Origin of the sequence: Enterococcus sp. DIV1090, from assembly GCF_050537975.1 — a bacterium.
In the GTDB taxonomy this organism is placed as follows: Bacteria; Bacillota; Bacilli; order Lactobacillales; family Enterococcaceae; genus Enterococcus; species Enterococcus faecalis.
In genome coordinates this window covers 2,686,246-2,706,378 of record NZ_CP172917.1, presented here as the reverse complement: position 1 = coordinate 2,706,378, position 20,133 = coordinate 2,686,246, and the positions used below count along the sequence as shown (strand labels likewise).

The window sequence follows — 20,133 nt, the reverse complement described above, 5'->3', positions numbered from 1 at the left end:
AGAAACGAGGCGTCATCATTTTATGCAAATTATTTTAGCATCCCAATCTCCTCGCCGTCAGGAGTTATTAAAGCGTGTGGTCCCAACTTTTACGATTGCACCAGCCGATATCGATGAAACTGTTGGTAAAGACGGCTTACCAGCAGAATATGTGGCGCAAATGGCTGCCCAAAAAGCAGCGGCTATAGCAGAGCAATCCCCCGAAGCACTAGTCATTGGCTGCGATACAATTGTGGCATTGGCGGGAGAAATCCTCGGCAAACCCACTTCTCGGGAAGACGGTTATCGCATGTTGCGCCTCCTAAGTGGCAAAACACATGACGTGTATACAAGTGTGACGTTGAAACAAGGGGAAAAAGAGCGCTCCGCGACAGTTCATTCAACCGTGACGTTTTATCCACTGACAGACACGGAAATCCATGCTTACTTAGATACCGCAGAATATGCCGACAAAGCAGGCGCTTATGGTATCCAAGGACAAGGAGCATTACTAATTGAAGCAATCGCCGGCGATTATTACGCCATTATGGGCTTACCAATTGCCAAAGTAGCCCGACTACTAAAAGAATTCAACTAATAAAAGACAGTCCTTTTCATTCGTTAAAAAGAGAAAGGACTGTCTTTTACTATGCAAACTATTAGGTGCCTGTTTGGCAAACGTGGTATCATTGAACCCAATAAATTGAACAGAAGAAAAGGAGTGGACAGAATGACAAAACCAACAGAAGAAGAATTAAAACAAACCTTGACGGATCTTCAATATGCCGTCACACAAGAAAACGCAACAGAACGCCCTTTTTCAGGAGAATATGATGACTTTTACCAAGACGGAATCTATGTAGACATTGTTAGTGGCGAGCCGTTGTTTAGCTCCTTGGACAAATACGATGCTGGTTGCGGCTGGCCATCCTTTACCAAACCAATTGAAAAACGTGGCGTCAAAGAAAAAGCTGATTTTAGTCACGGCATGCACCGAGTAGAAGTTCGCAGTCAAGAAGCGGATTCACATTTAGGGCATGTTTTCACTGATGGCCCACTCCAAGAAGGCGGCTTACGTTATTGCATTAATGCGGCAGCTTTGAGATTTGTGCCAGTGGCAGATTTAGAAAAAGAAGGCTATGGCGAGTACCTTTCTTTATTCAAATAATCCTCATTTTTTAGACAAATACGATAAAATAGTTAGAAGAAAGCGACTTTTGATGAATATCTTGTATGAAATACAGAAAATCTCTTGATTTATTTGGCTAGGACTACTATTATTTTAGAAGGAAAGTATTGTTCAGTTTTAACGAATTGGCTGAAATAGAAAGTGGAGGTTCTAATGTCGAAACATTATTTTGATCCAAGATTGAAAATCTTTTCTTTGAACTCTAATCGTCCCTTAGCAGAAAAAATTGCGGATGCTGTGGGTGTGGAGCTAGGAAAGTGCTCTGTAACACAATTTAGTGATGGCGAAATTCAAGTGAATATTGAAGAAAGTATTCGTGGTGCACATGTTTACGTCATTCAATCAACAAGTAGCCCTGTTAACGATAACTTAATGGAACTATTAATCATGATTGATGCGTTAAAACGTGCGAGTGCTAAAACAATTAACGTGGTTATGCCTTATTATGGGTATGCACGTCAAGACCGTAAAGCACGTGCCCGGGAACCAATCACTGCTAAACTTGTTGCAAACATGATTGAAAAAGCTGGTGCAACAAGAATGTTGACATTGGACTTACATGCGGTCCAAATTCAAGGATTCTTTGATATTCCAGTGGATCATTTGATGGGTGCACCATTAATTGCCGATTACTTCATCGAACACGGCATTCAAGGCGATGACGTCGTTGTTGTTTCCCCTGACCATGGTGGTGTAACGCGTGCGCGTAAATTGGCAGAATTCTTAAAAGCACCAATTGCGATCATTGACAAACGTCGTCCAAAAGCGAACGTAGCAGAAGTAATGAATATCATTGGTCATGTGGAAGGCAAAACATGTGTCTTAATTGATGACATGATTGACACAGCGGGGACAATTTCTCTTGCTGCAAACGCATTGAAAGAAGCCGGAGCAAAAGACGTTTACGCTTCTTGTACACATCCCGTTTTATCAGGACCAGCCTTACAACGTATTGAAGATTCAGCAATTGAACGCTTAGTTGTAACAGACTCTATTTACCTATCTGATGATCGTAAAATTGCAAAAATTGACGAAGTCAGCGTTGGTGAATTAATCGGAGATGCGATTAAACGTATCCACGAAAACAAACCAGTTAGTCCGTTATTTGAAACAAAAAATAAATAATTACAAAAAACCGCCCACATCATTTTTCTGATGTGGGCGGTTTTTTTAGTGTATTATAAATTATTTAATAGCAAATGAATCGCAAGAGGATACGTGAGATTGTTATTACAGAAATAATAGGTAGAGGCTAAAACCCAGCCCATTCCACAATAAAAAAGCATGGAAATTGATGGTAATAGTCCATGGCTAAGACCAAAAAAAAGACCAGAAAAAAATATTTTACATAAGACACTTCGAGAGGTGTTTTTTATAAAAAATAAGTTCATAAAAATGCCACGAGTCAAGAGTTCTTCTATTATAGGTGAAAAGAGTCTAGTATGAAGGGCCATTAAAACAGGTGCTACATTTCGGACTTCATTAATATAATGTTGATTTTCTGGAGTAGGAATGCGTGAGAAAAGTAAATTTAGAATAATAGAAAATAAGAACATGCCAATAGCTAGTAATAGACTTTTAAAGATAGCTTGCTTTTTTTTCTTTACTATTTTTTTATAGAAAACTGACAGCACGATAATAATAATTAAAGATAGTACACTATCAAAGATAATCAAGGCTTTTTCGTTATTTTTTATAGCTATTAAGCTCATTCCAGTTAATGCTTCTATGCTGGGTAAGGCTGTCAAAAAAGTGAACAGGAGATAAAGAAGTGTTTTTTTCTTTGTAGATAATTTTGTTTCGATACTATAACAACCTCCTTTTCTATTTTGTCAGAATGATATGTTTACAAATTGAACTACTAATCAAGGAATAAAAAGGAAATGAAAAAATGATGCTTCCTCTATTGTGAGTTTTATTATAATTAGATAAAATATAGATGTCAAAAAGATTAAAAAGGTTGGAGCTTTAAAAATATTGGAAAGGAGTATACAAATGAAAAAGATAACTGAACGACCAATTGTCAAAATCTTAATTAAGATTTTGATGTTTGCCCTATGTTTTTATGCGGGGATAAAATTCGTTGATTTCATTTTTCCGTTAGTAGGATTTAAACAATAAGCAAAAGAAATGAACGTGGAGACAAGCACAAAGTACCATGAACTTCGTTGCTAATAGTAAAGTATTGGTCCTTGGAAACTAAAAAGCTGTTAAAAATGACAATAAAAAATAACCGTTTACTTTGATCGAGTACGGTTATTTTTTGTAACAAAATCGGTCACCGTCTTAAACGGCTCTACATCAGAAAGGTATGTTGAAGCATATCTCTCTTTTCGTTTTCATTATAGCACATTTATCTAAAAAAATATATTGCAACCTGAATATTTATTAGTTATTCATGATATACTATAAGTGTAGAGAAGTTAACACGGTGGCTATCTAATCTGAAAGTGAGGTGGTGCGTATGAGCGTACTTCCAAAATTTACAGAAAGGAGAGGCCTGTTGTCAGCATATGAAACAATTCAGACGATCCTAGGGTTTGGTATGTTTACCATTGCTTTGATTGCGCTGATTGTGAAATTGCTTAAAAATGACAATAAAAAATAACCGTCAACTTTGACCGAGTACGGTTATTTTTAAATAATTCAAAAAGTCACCGTCTTAAACGGCTCTACATCAGAGAGGTATGTTGAAGCATATCTCTCTTTTCATTTTCATTATAGCACATTTTCCCGAAAAGCACGAATAAATTTAGCGTTAATCCGTGAAATCCTAAAAGCTGTTAAAGAGGAGAAAAACCTCTGGGCTTTTTCTCTTTGCCTATAGTCTGTTTAGCCCGCTTTTTTGTTAAAATTTATCGTAAACTTCAATTACTGAGGTGCTATTCAGCTCAGACTTACTTATTTTAATTACTTCATGGGATTCAGTTAAAGATTTCGATTGGCTCTTTCGTGGCTGATTTATTAACGATAATAAAGATTGTGGAACGTACTTTTTGTTATTCTCTTTACATGTTAACGCCACAATCATTTTGCCTGAACGAATTGCTTTTTCATACTGTAAATTATAAAATTTTCCTCCATCGCATATTCGTACACCTGGAGAAATAAGCATTTCTAATAGAGGAATTACTTGTAATTTTTGGCCTGTGGTTCCATCATCTTTAGGTTTAATCCCGCGCAGTGAAACTTTATTATTTTTTAAAGCTCTGTAAAATTGAGTAGCCTTAAAACGAAATTTACAGCTCCCTTGTTTATCTATTTGATAATAGTCAACTCCGCATAAATGCATAAAATTCCCAGCTTCAAATTGAACGTTCATTTTTAACAATTTCTTTGTTTTTCGATGTTGATATGTATAAGTGAACATATGATTATTGAAGTTGGTGTCATAAATTAAGAACGCCTTTCTAATTGTGTCAAAATCTTTTTTCTCAATCATTAGTTTCTCCTATAAATAAAGAAGCCAAGCTTAGCTTGCCTTCTTTAAACTTCAAATATAATTCAGGTTTTTCTGTTGCTCACCAACTATTGGCTCTACGTCCAATTCTATATCGAGTTTTTCTGTTGCTCGCCAACTATCGGCTATTACTTCCGATTTCAGTATTGAGTTATTATGATGCCTGATCATCAAGAAACATCTACTTGTTTCTAATAAAAGTCTACCACAGAACCACGTTCAACTCAATCCTTTTTAATCCAATAATGGAGTGTAATGACAAAAAAAATAACCGTCAACTTTGATCGAGTACGGTTATTTTTTGTAACAAAATCGGTCACCGTCTCAAACGGCTCTACACTAGAGAGGTATGTTGAAGCATCTCTCTCTTTTCATCTACATTCTAGCATAGATACAATGTAGATGAAAAGAGGTGCCTGCTGCTAAAGGTTCTTGTCCTTCTTTAGCGATTGAGCAGTGCATCAACGCTTAGTTCAGTCATTTCAGAGACTTGTATGTCGGCTCCGAGTAAGGATTGGTTTGCCGACAAGCCGACGGCATAGATGCCTGCGGCTTTCAAGCCGTCAATGCCTGATTGTGCATCTTCAAAGCCAATGGCGTTTTGCGGTAGCACGCCAATACTGTCAGCGGCGGCTAAAAAGATTTCAGGATCAGGTTTGCCTTTGCTTAACGAGTCGGGATCGACAATTGTGGCGAAGTACGCGCGCACGCCTAATTTTTCCAAAATCAGAGGTGCGTTTTTTGAAGCCGAAGCCACGGCACAGGGAATGTGACGTGCTTGGGCTTGCTGTAGCAATGGCACGACACCAGGTAAAACATCTTCTGTTGTTAAATGTTCTAATAATTGAACGTAGTGGTCATTTTTTTGCTGAGCTAAGGCTTCTTTTTCTGCTGGAGTAAACGCATTTTCACGGTGGCCATGGGCTAAAATGCGGTCCAAGGAATCCATCCGACTAATGCCTTTTAATGTTTCGTTGAAGGTTTCGTCAATGGGGATACCTAGCGAATCGGCCAACGCTTTCCAAGCTTGATAATGAAATTTGGCGGTGTCTGTAATGACACCATCCAAATCAAAAATAAATCCAATCGTCATTGTGGTTCGCTCCTTTATTGATAATGTACTTCTTTTGGTCGTTCGGCGGTTAACGGAATCAACGCGCCCTGAACCAATAATTGTGTGTCTTTATCTGCTGTAATCGTGACACTGGTTTGTGTTAATGAAAATTGATAGGTCACGCCTTGATGAATAAACTGGAAGGCCAGCGCTTGCCAATGTTCAGGTAAGTTTGGACAAATTGATAACTCTTTCTGGCGCGTGTCAACGCCTGCATACGTCGCTAAAGTAACGTGAATCGTCGCAGCCATGACCCCTGTATGAATCCCTTCAGCGGTCGTGCCACCTTGAATGTCACGATAATCGGAATACAACGCTTCTTGATAAAGTTGCCAAGATAGCTCATGGAATTGCGCCATTTCTGCCAATTGGGCATGAACAATTCGTGACAAAGTCGAACCATGAGACGTCCGTTTTAGATAATACAAAAGATTTTTTTCCAAATAATCCGCAGGCAATTGATACCCTAAATCTTCTAAAATTTGATCCACCCGAGTTTTGTCTAAGTTGTAGAACAACATTAACGTGTCGGCTTGTTTCGCCACTTTGTAATCATCGGGAGATTCTCCTTCGGCTTTTAAAATTCGATCCATGCGGTAAATATTGCCGTATTTCTCTTTCATCGCTGCCCAGTCAATCTCTTTTAAGCCGAAATACCCTTCATATTGCGCAATAATGCCGTCAGAATTAACTTCAATTTCCAGTGAATTTTGAATTTGCTGCATGCGGGCTAAATCATCCGAAGTGGTCTGCGTTTTGGCAAAAAGTTGTGCCTGTTCTTCCTCAGAGAAAAGTGCCAAAATGTTGGTTAATTCTTCGAATAGCCAAACCACCATCAAATTCGTATAGGCGTTGTTTTTCAAGCCGCTTTCCGCTTGGTCTGGATAGCCCTCGTGAAACTCATCAGGTCCCATCACTTTATCAATAAAGAACCGTCCTGTTGCGTCATCTAACGTCGCAGCGCTGTTCCAAAATTGAGCGATTTCTAACAACATTTCGCCGCCATATTGTTTCATAAATTCATGATCCTGTGTACTATGCCAATACAACCAAGCATTGTAAGCAATCGCTAAGGACACATGCCGTTGCAAAATACTATGATCCTCGCCCCAATGTCCATTCAACGGATTTAAGTGAAGTTTTTGCGTGGTTTCACGCCCATCACGCCCTGATTGCCACGGATACATTGCGCCACGATACTGGCTGGCCGCCGCATTCTCCTTCGCTTTCTCTAATCGGTGGTAACGATACAGCAACAATTGTTTCGCCGTGTCAGGATAATGTTGAATATAAAAAGGTAAAATAAAAATTTCATCCCAGAAAATATGTCCACGATACGCTTCACCATGCAAGCCTCGGGCGGTAATCGAGACGTCCAATGCTTGGACTTGGTTACTAAAAGGCGAAGCCGAAGCCAGCAAGTGATAACTGTGAATCCGTAAAAGTTTTTGAGACATCAAATCGCCTGTCACGGTAATGTTGGCTTGTTGCCAAAGAGTTTGCCAAGCGCGGGCGCTTTCCTGAGCGGCGGCCGCAAAAGAGTCCTTCGGCGTAAACGGTACCTGCCAACTTTGTTCGGCGTGGCTGGCTTGTACAAAGACTTGTTTTTCTAGCGTATAGCGCGTTCCTTGGTGCGCCATCACGGTCACCACTTGGGCGATTTTTTCCGCTTCTTCTTGAATCATAATGGCTTTTTTTTCAAAAAAATCACCGGTTATCAAGGCCGTTTCTCGGACGCTTAAGTTGGATTGATTGGTACAAACCTCAATCACGGTTTTATTTTCCTGCGCGCTTAATGCTGTCACCTGAAAATGTTTCGCTGTTAAGTTGCGATACCGCGCTACGTTATAGTTGTAGACACTGCCATCCGTGACGGTTTTCAAAGTAATCGGGGCTGAAAAGTTTAACGGCTCAAACGTATATTGCAGATGATAGTCATTCGGCTGTGCCATATTGGCGATTTTTTTCGTCGTTAATTTAATTTGCTGATTGTCCGCATTTTTCAAAATCATTTCTGCGACAAACAACCCCGTTTTCAAGTTCAATTGACGATGTAATTGTTGTAGCGTGTCTGGAGAAATCGTTAACCAGTCGGTGGCATCGCCAATTTTTAAAGCGATGTGTTGGTTGTCAGGAGCATTGACGAAATCTTCATTTTCCACTACTTGACCCGCAACTTCCGAAGCCGCTGTATTATAAAGCCCCGCAATGTAGGTCGCTGGATAATGATCATCAGAGATCGTCATCTCAGGTGTCGTGCCGCGCAAGCCTAAAAAGCCATTGCCGACAGTTAACAGGGACTCCACCGCATATTCATTTTTCCCAGGCACGTAGCCATAATAGTCCAAATGCCAAGCTAGATACTGCCGTTTTTCTTCAAATGCTGCCAGCAGATTCGGTGCCGCCGCTTGTTCGGCTGCCGTTAAAAGTGGCGTGTTCAACTGTTCTGCGAACGCTTGAATCACCGCTTGCGGAACCAGCGCCAACGTTTCCTCTGGCGAAAAGAAGTCCGCTGGGAAATCAGCCACAATCCCTCCCAGAATCGGCGCAGCCTCTGCCACAATCAATTGGCACAGTTCAGGAACCGTTTCTTCGATAGTCAAAGCTTCAAAAGGGAACGTTTTTTGGTGAAGCGGTTCCAATTTATGGTTAAAAAAAGTCGTCGTTAGTTGGTTCGTTGCGAATGTTAATTCTAAAATGGTCATGTTTGGCGCCTCCTTGTAAACTTGTATAGACATGTTTCATTTGACTACAGTATAGTATGAACGAATCAGAATTACAAGGATTTTCCCCAGATTCTTGGGAAAAGTTTTCCAGAAGGGGCCTGTAACAGACTGCGCTGGGTCCGAAAAAAAGGCGGTCAAGCAGTGGTTTGGCTGGGGGAGTAAGTGGCGTAAGCAAGGCAGAAAGTGCGGGGGATTTTTCTGACCAGCTCTAGGTTTTTCGGAGGGAATATGCTATGCTTTTAGAAAAGAAATTGTTGGTAGAGGAGGATCGGCATGAACAAGTTTCATGACATATTTTTAGAATTAGAACAACAAATTGTCCAAGGCGACTATCAGCCAGGCGATTTATTACCTAGTGAAAATCAATTAGTGGAAACTTACAATGTTTCCCGTGAAACAATTCGGAAAGCCTTGAATTTACTGATTAACGCTGGCTACATTCAGAAAAAACAAGGCAAAGGCTCGATTGTGCTCAACTTTAAAAAGTTTAATTTTCCTATTTCAGGGGTGACCAGTTACAAGGAGTTACAACAAACGCAACATATTGAAAGTCATACTCATGTGGTTTCCTTAGAAGAAATTCCTGTGGAGCGCAACTTGGCTCAGTTGACTGGTTGGACGGAAGGGGCCCCTGTGTGGCGCTTAGTTCGGCAACGGGAGATTGAAGGGGAAGTCGATATTTTAGATATTGATTACTTGATTAAAGAGATTGTCCCTGAACTGCCGAAGCACCGTGCCGAAGATTCGATTTTCGATTATCTGGAAAACGACCTTGGCTTGGCGATTAGTTATGCCCAGAAAGAGATTACCGTGGAACCGCTCACAGAGATGGACAAACAGCTGATTGGTGAAGTCGAAGGCAATCATGTCGTCGTGGTCCGTAGTATCATGAACTTGGAAGATACCCGCTGTTTTGGCTATACGGAATCCCGTCACCGCTTAAACAAATTTAAGTTTGTGGAGTTCGCCCGTCGCCGTAAATTGTAAGTCTTAGTGACGAACAAATACAAAAACGGCTGTCATTAAATGAAAATTGACGGTTTTTTCGCAAGAACCGCCGGTAAATGTATAAGATTTTAGGAGAAAACGTCAAAAAGTAAGAGTTAGACCTCTACTTTTTGACGTTTTCTCCTTGTTTTTTAAATCAATTGGAGGAAAAAACCATTAAATAACATTTGTGAATATCAAAAAGTGCTGAAATTGGGACTTAAAACCACGAGAAACGCTTGGTTTTAAAGGAACCGTCAGATTTTACGAAGCGCTGTTAAATATTTGAAATCACAAACAAGGCAGAATTTTGTATAATAAGAACATAGCTTCGGAAGCGCAGAAGAAAGGCACCACGCGCTCTGAAAATTCATACAATAAAAGGAGACGTACATATTATGATGAAAAAGAAAATGATGGCAAGTTTATTGGTTGGTAGCGCAGTCGTTGGCGCTAGTTTAGCACCACTTTCGGCACAGGCTGTAACGACAGGGAATACGCCAGTGCAGGTAGAGTTTGGTGGAGGTGTGTTGCCAGACCAAGGTAGTAATAATGGTGAGACAACGGCTCCTGACCCAGGAACATCTAACACGGATTTTGACCTACTTGCTATTCCAAAAGTTATAGGTTTTGTTTCTTCAAAAATTGGAGAAGATGTCTCAGCTATTAAAAAAAATGGATTCCGTAGTTTTGTTCATATTGGGGATGTACGCGGTACAAAGGAAGGGTGGCATCTAACCGCAGAAATTCCTCAGATGATTAACGGGACCGACAAATTAGATGGAGAGCTTAACTTTACCATGCCATCTTATTATTCTGAATTTACAACGGGAACAGATGGTAAAGGCTTCTACATGCCAAGTTCAGTAGTCAATAGTCAAGATGATCCTAGCACTCCAGATTTTATTGGAACAAATATAAAGTTAGGGGGTGGTGCTGTTACATTAGTTAATGCAACGGCAGGCAAAGGTCAAGGACTGTGGGCTACTGAATTAAAAGATCTGACATTAAACGTCACTACCCCTTACCAACAAATCAAAGCAGGTGCCTACACAGGCAACATCACATGGAACCTTGTCGCAGGACCATCAATCTAAGCACAAGCAACAAAAAAACAGAGGACGGACCATCAGCTGGTAACTGCTGCTGGTCTGCCCTCTAATAATCATTCAATCGTAAAGGAGATGTACATAAATGAAAAAGAAACTGATTGCAAGTTTATTGGTTAGTAGCGCAGTCGTTGGCGCAAGTTTAGCCCCACTTTCGGTACAAGCGACTACGACAGGGAATACACCAGTCACAGTTGGCTTTGAAGGCGGAAGTTTACCTGATATTAGTGGTGACCCGAATACAGTAAGACCTGATCCAGGTGCTACGAATAGTAATTTTGATTTACTGTTTATTCCCAGAGAATTTGATTTTTGGAAATTGTCAATTTCCGATGATTTAACCCAACCAATTCCTAATAAAGTCGACGAAGGCTCTAACGGACATGTAGAAGGAGTAGGAGTAGGTGATGTACGGGGAACGAAAGAGGGCTGGCATGTTACTGCTCAATCGAATGGCTTGAAGCTGGGGAGTGAAAGTCTACAAGGAAATATCACAACTAGTTTGATAAGTACGTATGCTTTAAGAATCGATGAAACTACCAATAGTTATACTTCTTCCGGTGTGGATGATTCTGCAGTTTCTGCAGTACGTCCAGAGGTTGCTATCTCGCAAGGGTGGACACTGAATTTGGGTGGGGATGCAACGCTCCTTGCGAATGCCACAGCAGGAAAAGGACAAGGTATATGGAAATTTTCAATGTTCAAAACCTATTTAAACATCACAACCCCAGCTAATGACATCAAAGCAGGGGCCTATACAGGTAACATCACGTGGAACCTTGTCGCAGGTCCATCTATCTAAGCACAAGCAACAAAAGAACAGAGGACGGACCATCAGCTGGTAACTGCTGCTGGTCTGCCCTCTAATAATCATTCAATCGTAAAGGAGAAGAACACAAATGAAAAAGAAAATGATGACAAGTTTATTAGTTGGTAGCGCAGTGGTAGGCGCAAGTTTAGCACCTCTTTCGGCACAGGCTGTGACAACAGGAGATACACCAGTTACAGCAGAATTTGCAGGCGGCACGTTGCCAGATGGCAACGGCGATGCCAATACCGTTGATCCAGACCCGAGTGGCTCAAATAGTAACTTTGATTTACTGTTTATTCCTCGCGAATTTAATTTTGGGAAATTATCAATTTCTGATGATTTAACGAAACCAATTCTTAACCAAAGAGACCCCGAAGCCACCAACGGCCATACAGAAATGATTGGTGTCGGTGACGTACGCGGCGGCAAAGAAGGCTGGCATTTAACGGCCCAATCTAATGGCCTAAAATTAGGCACTGAAAGCTTACAAGGCAACATTAAAGTGGCGCTGATTACTCAACTTGATTTGGAATACGAGGCAACAAGCAATAGCTATGTAGCTCTGACGACAGCCGTCTCTACGCCAGAAGTCAGACCACAACTGGCTGCTCCGCAAAATTGGACCCTTGATTTAGGCGGGGAAGCCCAATTAATGGCCAACGCAGCAGCTGGTCAAGGCCAAGGGTTATGGCAATTTTCACTGTTTAATACAGCTTTAAACATCACAACACCAGCCAACAATATTAAAGCAGGGGCCTACACAGGCAGTATCACGTGGAACCTCGTCGCAGGACCATCTGTGTAAGTCCAAACAAAAAAGTCATCCCTTCAGGATGACTTTTTGCTTATTTCTCTGTGAAAGTGCTGTCTGTTTTGACAGTTTCAGCAGGCGTTTGTGCCGCTAGCAAGTCGCGAATTTCTTTTAAGTAATCTTCGCTCGTTGGTACCACTTCTTCTTCTGCCGCTTCTTCTTTTTTGCCGCGGTTTTTCATTTTGTTGGCCGCTTTGACAATCAAGAAGAGGACGAAGGCGGTAATTAAAAATGTAATAAGTGCACTAATCACGCTACCAATATTGAATTCAACGCCTTCGACTTTATAGACAAGGGCACCCAATGCATCGTCGGCACTCTTTTTCCCAGTCGTCAAGACAAAAATCAGACTAATTAACGGGGTAATCAAGCCTTCCACCACTTGTGTCACAATCGCTGTAAACGCACTACCAATGACAACACCGACGGCTAGGTCTAAGACACTTCCGCGCATGATAAACTCTTTAAATTCTTTAATCATTCTTTTTTCCCTCCTCACTTTAAAAACAGTATACCGAATCTTCTTGAAAATTTGAACTGAAAAACTCTTATCATTCAGAAAGCACCTGAAGCTGTGTTATAATGGAGCTATTGGAAAAAACATTAAAAAATGCTTTAGAATTTACGCGATACATATATTTCACAGCATTCTTTAGGTAAGATGAAGCAAATGAAGGAGCGATGCGGCAATGTCTGTTCAATTAGTTAAAGGCGTGAATTTACACGTCATTCCTACAGAAAAATATAAAACGGTGCGTCTTTTAGTCCGCTTTAATACACGATTAAATCATGAAACCATTACAAAAAGAACGCTGTTGTCCAGTTTGATGGAAACCAACAGCTTGAATTACCCGAATCAAGTCAAGTTAAGTGAGCGTTTGGCGGAGCTTTACGGCGCCAGCTTTGGGATTGGCGTTTCCAAAAAAGGCAATCAACATTGGTTTAATGTTTCTATGAACATTGTCAATGATCATTATTTACAGGATAGTCAGGTTCTCGCCGAAGCGGTGGACTTTTTGAAGGAAATTATTTTTGCCCCCAATATTCAAGCGGGCCAATTTGAGGGGGAAACCTTCCAACGGGAGAAAGAGAACTTGAAAGCGTACTTGGAAAGTATTGTGGAGGATAAGCAAACCTATGCTTCTTTGGCGCTTCAAAGTGTCTATTTTAATCAATCGGAGGATCAAAAAATTCCTAGTTTCGGGACCGTTGCGGCGTTAGCTGAGGAAACAGCGGCGTCATTAGCAGCATATTATCAAAAAATGCTGGCGGAAGATCAAGTGGATATTTTTGTTTTAGGTGATGTCAATGAGGCGGAGTTAGTGCCATTATTCAAGCAATTACCGTTTACGCCTCGTGAAGAAGGCAAAGCCGCGATTTTCTACAATCAACCAATTCGCAACGTGATTGAAGAGCGGACCGAGCGTGAGGTGTTAGCCCAATCGAAATTAAACTTGGCTTATAACACAGATATTTATTATGGCGATAGCTATTATTTTGCGTTGCAAGTGTTTAATGGGATTTTTGGCGGTTTCCCGCATTCTAAATTATTTATGAATGTCCGTGAAAAAGAGCATTTAGCGTATTATGCTTCTAGTAGTATCGACACTTTCCGTGGCTTCATGACGGTTCAAACAGGGATCGATGGCAAAAATCGGAATCAGGTCTTGCGTTTGATTTCGACAGAATTGGAAAATATTCGCTTAGGTAAGATTAGCGAATTAGAAATTGAACAAACGAAAGCAATGCTAAAAAATCAGTATATCTTAGCGTTAGATAATGCAGGCGCGTGGCTGGAAAAAGAATACTTGAACGAATTAATGCCACAGACGATGCTGACGGCGGAGGAATGGATTGCACGGATTAATGCCGTGACTATTCCAGAAATCCAAGAAGTAGCCAAACGCTTGGAACTTCAAGCGATCTTCTTTTTGGAAGGAGAAACGGAAAATGATTAAAAAAGACTATGCACAAATTAAAGAAACATTGTATACAGAAACACTGGCGAATGGTTTAAAAGTTTACCTATTACCGAAAAATGATTTCCAAAAAACGTATGGCTTGTTTACGACCGATTATGGTTCCATTGACAACACGTTCGTGCCAATTGGTCAAGAGGAAATGATTGAAGTACCTGACGGAATCGCCCACTTTTTAGAACATAAAATGTTTGAAAAAGAAGATGGCGATGTCTTCCAAAAATTTGGACAACAAGGAGCTTCAGCGAATGCCTTTACCAGTTTTACGAAAACGAGTTATTTGTTTTCAACGACGGATCAAGTGACACAAAATCTAGAAACGTTGCTTGATTTTGTGCAATCGCCGTATTTCACGAAGGAAACGGTCGAAAAAGAAAAAGGCATCATTGGACAAGAAATTCAAATGTATTTAGATGATCCTAACTGGCGCTTGTTCTTTGGGGTTTTAGGCAACCTTTATCCGAAGCATCCATTGCATATTGATATTGCCGGCACAGTGGCAAGTATTGCGGAGATTACCGCAGAAGATTTGTATACATGCTACAATACGTTTTATCATCCAAGTAATATGACCTTATTCGTGGTAGGGAAAATGGACCCTGAAGCGTTAATGGCGTTCATTCGTGAAAACCAAGCGGCGAAAGAGTTTCCTGCCGCCCAACCTATTCGTCGGCATTTTCCTGAAGAAACAGCTGCTGACATTGTCAAAGAGAGCGCCATTGAAATGGCAGTCACACGGGCAAAAGTGCTTGTTGGCTTGAAAGGCTTAGATGAAGTGCCAACAACGGGTCGTGACTTAATGAAATATCAAGTCACCGTGAACTTGTTGTTACAATTATTGTTTGGTAATACCTCTCAAAACTATTTGGCTCTTTATGATGAAGGCTTGTTAGATGATAGTTTTAGTTATGACTTTAATTTAGATCGCAGTTTCCATTTTGCGGATATTGGCGGCGATAGTGAGCAACCAGAAGTCTTAGCAGAACGAATTGAAGCTATTTTATTATCTGCCACAACAAGTCCAGAATTAACGGAAGAAAATTTGTCCTTATTGAAGAAAAAAATGATTGGTAAATATTTCCAATCCTTAAACTCTTTAGAGTATATCGCCAACCAATTTTCACAATCATTGTTTGGGGAAACCACGCTGTTTGATAAGATTGAAGTCATTGAAAGCATTCAATTAGCCGACGTCCGCCAAGTAGCAGAGACCTTTATTCGTGAAGAAGGATTGAGCCGTTTCTACATGTATCCTAAAGGAGAAACCGAGCAATAAACCAACTGTTTAAGAAAAAGAAAAATCTTTGAAATCTTTCAATTTTGTTATCCTCAGTTGGCTTCTTTTGTGGTATTCTTAAAGGACGGGAATGTTTTCCTTGGCAATTGAAAAAGACTGATGAGACAATCGATAAATTAACAAAATAGACTGGAGAAGATGGACGAGTGGCCAGCGTAAATATTGGAGAAACACTAAAAGAAGCAAGATTGCAGAAGAACATCTCAATTGATGAACTGCAACAAATGACAAAAATTCAAAAAAGATATTTAGAAATTATTGAACAAAACGATTTTGAGTCCTTACCAGGCACCTTTTATGTGCGGGCGTTTATCCGCCAATATGCAAGTGCGGTCGGCTTAGATGGCAATCAATTGGTAGATATCTATGATGGCAAAGAACCAGCAATTGTCGAAGAACCCAAGCCAGTGTATGAAGAGCTTGAAGGGTCACGTAAGCAATTGCATGACGAAGAAAAGCAATCCAGTTGGTTACTGCGGAACTTACCAGCCATTGCCTTTTCGTTAATTGGTTTAGCCATTGCGGTCGTAGTGCTGTACATTATGTGGCAAGATCAAAAAGCCGAACCGATTATTCAAACACCGGCAACTAGTGCCAGTGTGGAAAAGCCCAAAGAATCAAGTCAAGCCCCAGAAAGTAGCACACAAAGTAGTACACCGCCGTCTTCTTCAAGCGAACCAGAGAAGAAAACAGCTGTGGCTGTGGTGAGCGATGCCAACAATCAAGTGACTGCAACGGTTAAAGATGCGAATAGTCCAATCAACATTACCTTTAAAGGGACTGAAGGCTCTTGCTGGATTGGCGTGATGGTCGATGGCAACTACACCTACCAACACACCCTGCAAGCAGGAGAAACAGAAACAACAGCTTTACCTGCGAATGCCGCCAATGCAACACTGATTCTAGGCGCCTCAAATAACGTCGCCATTCAAGTAGATGGCGCCGATTTAACACTGGAAAAAACGCCAGTTTTAATTCGTAAGGATGTTACATTAGGGATTACGTATCGTTAGAAGAGGATAAAAAGAACAAAGACGGGTTCAAAAGTCTTTTTAAAAGAAAATAAGTGTTCAAAATGAGGTGGCTCATTTTGAACACTTATTTTTTGGCTAATATTCTTTCTATTCTTTTTCCATTTCCTTTTCCTTAATGTTAATTCCATGGATGCCAATCCTAATTTCTGTATCAATTTATCTTTTCTTCTGACAGAGAATTGACTGAACGCAAAATTGGCTTTCAGATTTCCAAAATCTGGTTCAACGCCTATTTTTATTTGACGGTAAATTTCACATATAATACCGCTTTTTATCCTAGGATTAAAAAACGATAAATAGGGGAGGAACAGAAATAACTACTTCGAAAATAACCCGAAAATTTTCGGAATTTAAAGAACAATTTTTGGAAGGGCCTTCTCATTTCTAGGACTAAACCCTTTTATTTCGACTTCATTGTAGTCATTGAAATGTTGTCTATTAATCTTAACGTTTTTGATAGAATCATTAGTATAGCATATCGTCTCTCAATAGTTTATTTGAACGTGATTTACTCGTACTAGAGAAGATGATATGTTTTTTTAGCTAAAATGAAATGGAACGGATGGGTCAATTATAATTCATCCGTCTCATAAATTATAGAGTCAATGTAAGGATTCTATATGGGGATTCCTATATTTTCTTTCGTTGTATATTTTTCACCACAAAGTAACTATCATTCTAGAAGCTTATTTCAATTCGTAACATGTTTCTCTATAAAATTACTTTGAATTTTTGTAGAAATCATTCTCTTAGGTAAAATAAAAATTTTGTTTTTATCGATTTTCATTAAATAAAATTCTTCAGTCTCAAAAACACCTTCTATGTCATTCCATAAGTGTGATTTTTTATCTTCTTCATTATTTGCTTGCCAGTAAACAATGCCAGAATCATTAATTTTAACTTTTCTTGGTTCTAAAGTTTTCTGATCTGTATTTTTGTTAATAATCTTAGTACTTGGATAATTGTATGCACTGTAAAGGAAAAAAACTCCTAATACCAGATATATAATGAGTATTAGTATATACCCAAAACCTTGCGTAAATAATTTATTAAGTAGTTCTCTAACTACATAGTCAGGAAGTGATTGTTTGAAAGAAAGGTATTGTTTAAATATCGATGTAAACATATACGCAGAAGAAATCAATAAAACTAGTCCAGCAAAATAAGTAATTCTTATTTTACGCTTTCCGGTTTTAGTAAATTTTCTAGTATACAGCTTAATTGCTTTATAATATTCATCTTCTTCTAATTTATAGTCAAAAACCATGCATAACCTCCATTGAATTTTAATTTTTAAAATACCTATAGATTATTGATATCTATTACTATATCATAATTAACAAAAATAATATCGAGTTAACTGTCTTATTAGCAGATAACTCGATACATAAGTTAAAAATATGAATCTTATAAACTATTTTTCGGAAAACATAGTTGAAAGGAAAACAAATAATGCAGCGCCCAAAGTAGCTACTTCTCCGATACCAGTTCCATAAGCTGCAACTAACGCTATAATACCAGCAGCAGTTGCTAAGGCCATACCTGGGCCATAATCCCACTCTGGTAGGGAGTAATTATTCGTTGCTACATCATTATACACATCAACATACTTTTGTTGTGGAATTTGAGGTCGCGTAGGTAACAATGGTTTAGGATATACTTCGATTTTCAATTCCATTTCTCCTTTATTTTCCTCATCACCAACATTTGTTTTGATAACAATTTGAGTTCCTACAAGTCCATTTCTAGCACAAAAGCCTGTTTCAATAAACCCTTCTTTTACTGCAGGGGCTAAATCATTAAGAATATTATCCATACTTTGTTTAGAATTATTTACAAAGTATTTTCCATATGTGTTAATAGATTTATCAAGCGGATCAATGTAGACTTGTTTATCTATTTTACCTTTTGATACCTTTATAGACAATCCAGACTTATTCATCTGCTTTGTCCAGCTAGCACTTACTGTTGTGTACACATCTAAAGTAGGAGTACTCATGATTTGCATAGGTGTATCAAGTTTAATCCCAACATCTTTGATTGTAAAATTTTTCCCTAAAGCATTCAGTAATTTAATTGTTTCTAACTGGATTAAATTACCGATTGTTGTAGAAAACGCCTTGGTCCCGTGGTCTCTTCCAGATACGGCCACTTTATCAATAGGAAATCCTAATTCACTATGTTCATAGAATTGATCAAATGCCCACTCTTTTGGCATTGGAAAACCTAGATTTCCACTGAATCCTGTAGACATATCAGATACAAAACAATGTTCGACAAATCCAGCATCAATTGCTTGTTGACAGACATTTCGTGTACCATAAATTCCGGTTTTGTACATGCCATTTGCATCTAAAGATTCTTTTACTTTCTTGATATACGGTAAGACCGTTCCTGGAATGTTACCATCTAAAATATCTACATCAACGGCAAAGTAAATAGTCGCTCCATAAGGAAACCCTAGTTTAAATGCTGCGTTATGCGCTAAAGATCCATCTCTTAACCCATTTCCTTCGTTAAAGTAGCTTTCTTCCCATCCACCATCTTGATAAATAGGAAAAATGCTTAACCCAACGCTAGTAATGGTTTGAATTTCTTCAAGAGTCAGATTTTTATCTTTTTTATTTGCTCCTACTCCTACGCTGCCTGTTAAATAACGTCCAACAATAGAATATCCATTGTCTTTAATTAGTTGTGCTTGTTGTTTCGTTAATTGAGTAGCCATATCACAAGCACTGGCTGAGCGATTCGTGTTTCCCGAACTTGATAAAAGTCCCTTGATTACAGTCATATCTGCAACTGTATTATATGGGGGAAGTTTCATAAATAGACGGAAACTTTCTACTTCTGAAGCAATATAAGAAGTAAACGACCCACTAAATATCGCAGATTTATTAAATCCATTCACATACAAAGCCCATTGTAAAATTTTTACAAAATTACCAGTTGCTCCCACCGATAATGTGGGTGTCTTGGCTGTTGTTCCTGGTCCATAAAATCCGTTTGCTGTATTTTCATCCATTCCCATCTCTGCTTGAAGTGCATATATTAAAGCACTATTCGTGTCTCTTTGATACACACCATCACATGGTAACAAACCAAAATAACGATTATACTGAGCATTTAAAGATTGTTGCATTGACCGAATATTTTTGTCTCCTCCTGGTACCAACGCGAATGCACTCATATCAAGTAAGGCTTTCATTAGCATTGCATTCATGTATCCACTAGGTGCTAATCCTGCCATTTCTTGAAAATTTTTAATCGCTAATGTTGTAAGCCCTGTCATTAATCCGTCGACTGCTTCAGTTCCAGAAACATAAGGATTAATCCCTTTACACCAAAAACCACCTTGCATTATTTTCACAATGTTTCCAATTCCAGCCCCAAAACGTTCATTTAACTGTTTTTCTACTTTTTCTTTAAAATAACGTTCCGTGGTAGGACCAAAATTATCTGATAATTCTTGGATTCCCATTTCTTTTTGTAATGCACGTCTTAATCCAAAAATTGTCGGCCATCCCGTTCTTCCGTCCTCTGGAACTTTGTTAAAGCCAGGGACAGCATTGTACGTTTTATTTAACCATTTTTGAGTACCTAACACCATTTCATCCATAAAATTACCTACTTTCTTATA

19 protein-coding genes are annotated in these 20,133 nt (G+C 39.3%); 12 read left to right on the top strand and 7 right to left on the bottom strand.

Features of this window, described 5'->3' with window-relative positions; all coding sequences use genetic code 11:
- Positions 1 to 22 precede the first annotated feature (22 nt).
- From IGL48_RS13175 to IGL48_RS13165, 3 genes are all read left to right on the top strand, one after another.
- Complete coding sequence (locus IGL48_RS13175; protein WP_002354869.1) at positions 23 to 577, top strand: Maf family protein; 555 nt, start codon at positions 23 to 25, stop codon at positions 575 to 577.
- A gap of 132 nt (positions 578 to 709) precedes the next feature.
- Entirely contained in the window at positions 710 to 1,147 is a 438-nt protein-coding gene (gene msrB, locus IGL48_RS13170) for a peptide-methionine (R)-S-oxide reductase MsrB (RefSeq protein WP_002354871.1), read from the top strand.
- A 174-nt stretch (positions 1,148 to 1,321) separates the two neighbouring features.
- Positions 1,322 to 2,293, top strand: coding sequence for a ribose-phosphate diphosphokinase (locus IGL48_RS13165; protein ID WP_002381060.1), 972 nt, complete (start codon positions 1,322 to 1,324; stop codon positions 2,291 to 2,293).
- 53 nt (positions 2,294 to 2,346) lie between these two features.
- Here IGL48_RS13165 and IGL48_RS13160 read toward each other — a convergent pair whose 3' ends face one another.
- On the bottom strand, positions 2,347 to 2,880 hold the full coding sequence (locus IGL48_RS13160) for a CPBP family intramembrane glutamic endopeptidase (protein WP_002385180.1): 534 nt from the start codon (positions 2,878 to 2,880) through the stop codon (positions 2,347 to 2,349).
- Positions 2,881 to 3,163: 283 nt separating this feature from the next.
- Here IGL48_RS13160 and IGL48_RS13155 point away from each other — a divergent pair, with 283 nt between their 5' ends.
- Positions 3,164 to 3,289: a hypothetical protein gene (locus IGL48_RS13155; protein ID WP_002383214.1), complete on the top strand. Its 126-nt coding sequence runs from the start codon at positions 3,164 to 3,166 to the stop codon at positions 3,287 to 3,289.
- A 343-nt stretch (positions 3,290 to 3,632) separates the two neighbouring features.
- On the top strand, positions 3,633 to 3,776 hold the full coding sequence (pepG1, locus tag IGL48_RS13150; RefSeq protein WP_002392696.1) for a type I toxin-antitoxin system toxin PepG1: 144 nt from the start codon (positions 3,633 to 3,635) through the stop codon (positions 3,774 to 3,776).
- Between the two features lie 240 nt (positions 3,777 to 4,016).
- Here the strand turns inward: pepG1 and IGL48_RS13145 are convergent, their stop codons facing one another.
- The 3 genes from IGL48_RS13145 to IGL48_RS13135 form a co-directional block, all read right to left on the bottom strand.
- On the bottom strand, positions 4,017 to 4,610 hold the full coding sequence (locus tag IGL48_RS13145; RefSeq protein WP_048949539.1) for a PBECR4 domain-containing protein: 594 nt from the start codon (positions 4,608 to 4,610) through the stop codon (positions 4,017 to 4,019).
- Positions 4,611 to 5,070: 460 nt separating this feature from the next.
- Positions 5,071 to 5,721, bottom strand: a complete 651-nt coding sequence (gene pgmB, locus IGL48_RS13140; protein ID WP_002419627.1) for a beta-phosphoglucomutase — start codon at positions 5,719 to 5,721, stop codon at positions 5,071 to 5,073.
- A 14-nt stretch (positions 5,722 to 5,735) separates the two neighbouring features.
- Positions 5,736 to 8,480 carry a glycoside hydrolase family 65 protein gene (locus tag IGL48_RS13135; RefSeq protein ID WP_048949538.1) on the bottom strand — a complete coding sequence of 915 codons (2,745 nt, stop codon included), beginning with the start codon at positions 8,478 to 8,480 and terminating at the stop codon, positions 5,736 to 5,738.
- Between the two features lie 261 nt (positions 8,481 to 8,741).
- Between IGL48_RS13135 and treR the strand changes: the two genes are divergently transcribed.
- The 4 genes from treR (at position 8,742) to IGL48_RS13115 (ending at position 12,180) form a co-directional block, all read left to right on the top strand.
- Positions 8,742 to 9,455, top strand: a complete 714-nt coding sequence (treR, locus tag IGL48_RS13130) for a trehalose operon repressor (RefSeq protein ID WP_002354877.1) — start codon at positions 8,742 to 8,744, stop codon at positions 9,453 to 9,455.
- Positions 9,456 to 9,856: 401 nt separating this feature from the next.
- Complete coding sequence (locus tag IGL48_RS13125) at positions 9,857 to 10,552, top strand: WxL domain-containing protein (protein ID WP_048949559.1); 696 nt, start codon at positions 9,857 to 9,859, stop codon at positions 10,550 to 10,552.
- Positions 10,553 to 10,649: 97 nt separating this feature from the next.
- Complete coding sequence (locus IGL48_RS13120) at positions 10,650 to 11,366, top strand: WxL domain-containing protein (protein WP_048949384.1); 717 nt, start codon at positions 10,650 to 10,652, stop codon at positions 11,364 to 11,366.
- Between the two features lie 97 nt (positions 11,367 to 11,463).
- Complete coding sequence (locus IGL48_RS13115; RefSeq protein ID WP_048949508.1) at positions 11,464 to 12,180, top strand: WxL domain-containing protein; 717 nt, start codon at positions 11,464 to 11,466, stop codon at positions 12,178 to 12,180.
- A 40-nt stretch (positions 12,181 to 12,220) separates the two neighbouring features.
- Here the strand turns inward: IGL48_RS13115 and mscL are convergent, their stop codons facing one another.
- Entirely contained in the window at positions 12,221 to 12,667 is a 447-nt protein-coding gene (gene mscL / locus IGL48_RS13110) for a large conductance mechanosensitive channel protein MscL (protein WP_048949509.1), read from the bottom strand.
- 208 nt (positions 12,668 to 12,875) lie between these two features.
- On the opposite strand from mscL, the gene yfmF reads away from it, so the two are divergent.
- From yfmF to IGL48_RS13095, 3 genes are all read left to right on the top strand, one after another.
- Entirely contained in the window at positions 12,876 to 14,144 is a 1,269-nt protein-coding gene (gene yfmF / locus IGL48_RS13105) for an EF-P 5-aminopentanol modification-associated protein YfmF (protein ID WP_048949510.1), read from the top strand.
- Positions 14,137 to 15,441, top strand: a complete 1,305-nt coding sequence (yfmH, locus tag IGL48_RS13100) for an EF-P 5-aminopentanol modification-associated protein YfmH (RefSeq protein ID WP_048949511.1) — start codon at positions 14,137 to 14,139, stop codon at positions 15,439 to 15,441. Before yfmF ends, yfmH begins: the two co-directional genes overlap by 8 nt.
- Positions 15,442 to 15,608: 167 nt before the next feature.
- Positions 15,609 to 16,475, top strand: a complete 867-nt coding sequence (locus IGL48_RS13095; protein ID WP_002360992.1) for a RodZ domain-containing protein — start codon at positions 15,609 to 15,611, stop codon at positions 16,473 to 16,475.
- 712 nt (positions 16,476 to 17,187) lie between these two features.
- Here the strand turns inward: IGL48_RS13095 and IGL48_RS13090 are convergent.
- Positions 17,188 to 17,763: a YcxB family protein gene (locus IGL48_RS13090; RefSeq protein ID WP_016618603.1), complete on the bottom strand. Its 576-nt coding sequence runs from the start codon at positions 17,761 to 17,763 to the stop codon at positions 17,188 to 17,190.
- 147 nt (positions 17,764 to 17,910) lie between these two features.
- The gene (locus IGL48_RS13085; RefSeq protein ID WP_048949513.1) at positions 17,911 to 20,112 is read right to left on the bottom strand and encodes a glycoside hydrolase domain-containing protein; all 2,202 of its coding nucleotides are present in this window, start codon (positions 20,110 to 20,112) and stop codon (positions 17,911 to 17,913) included.
- Positions 20,113 to 20,133: the final 21 nt, after the last annotated feature.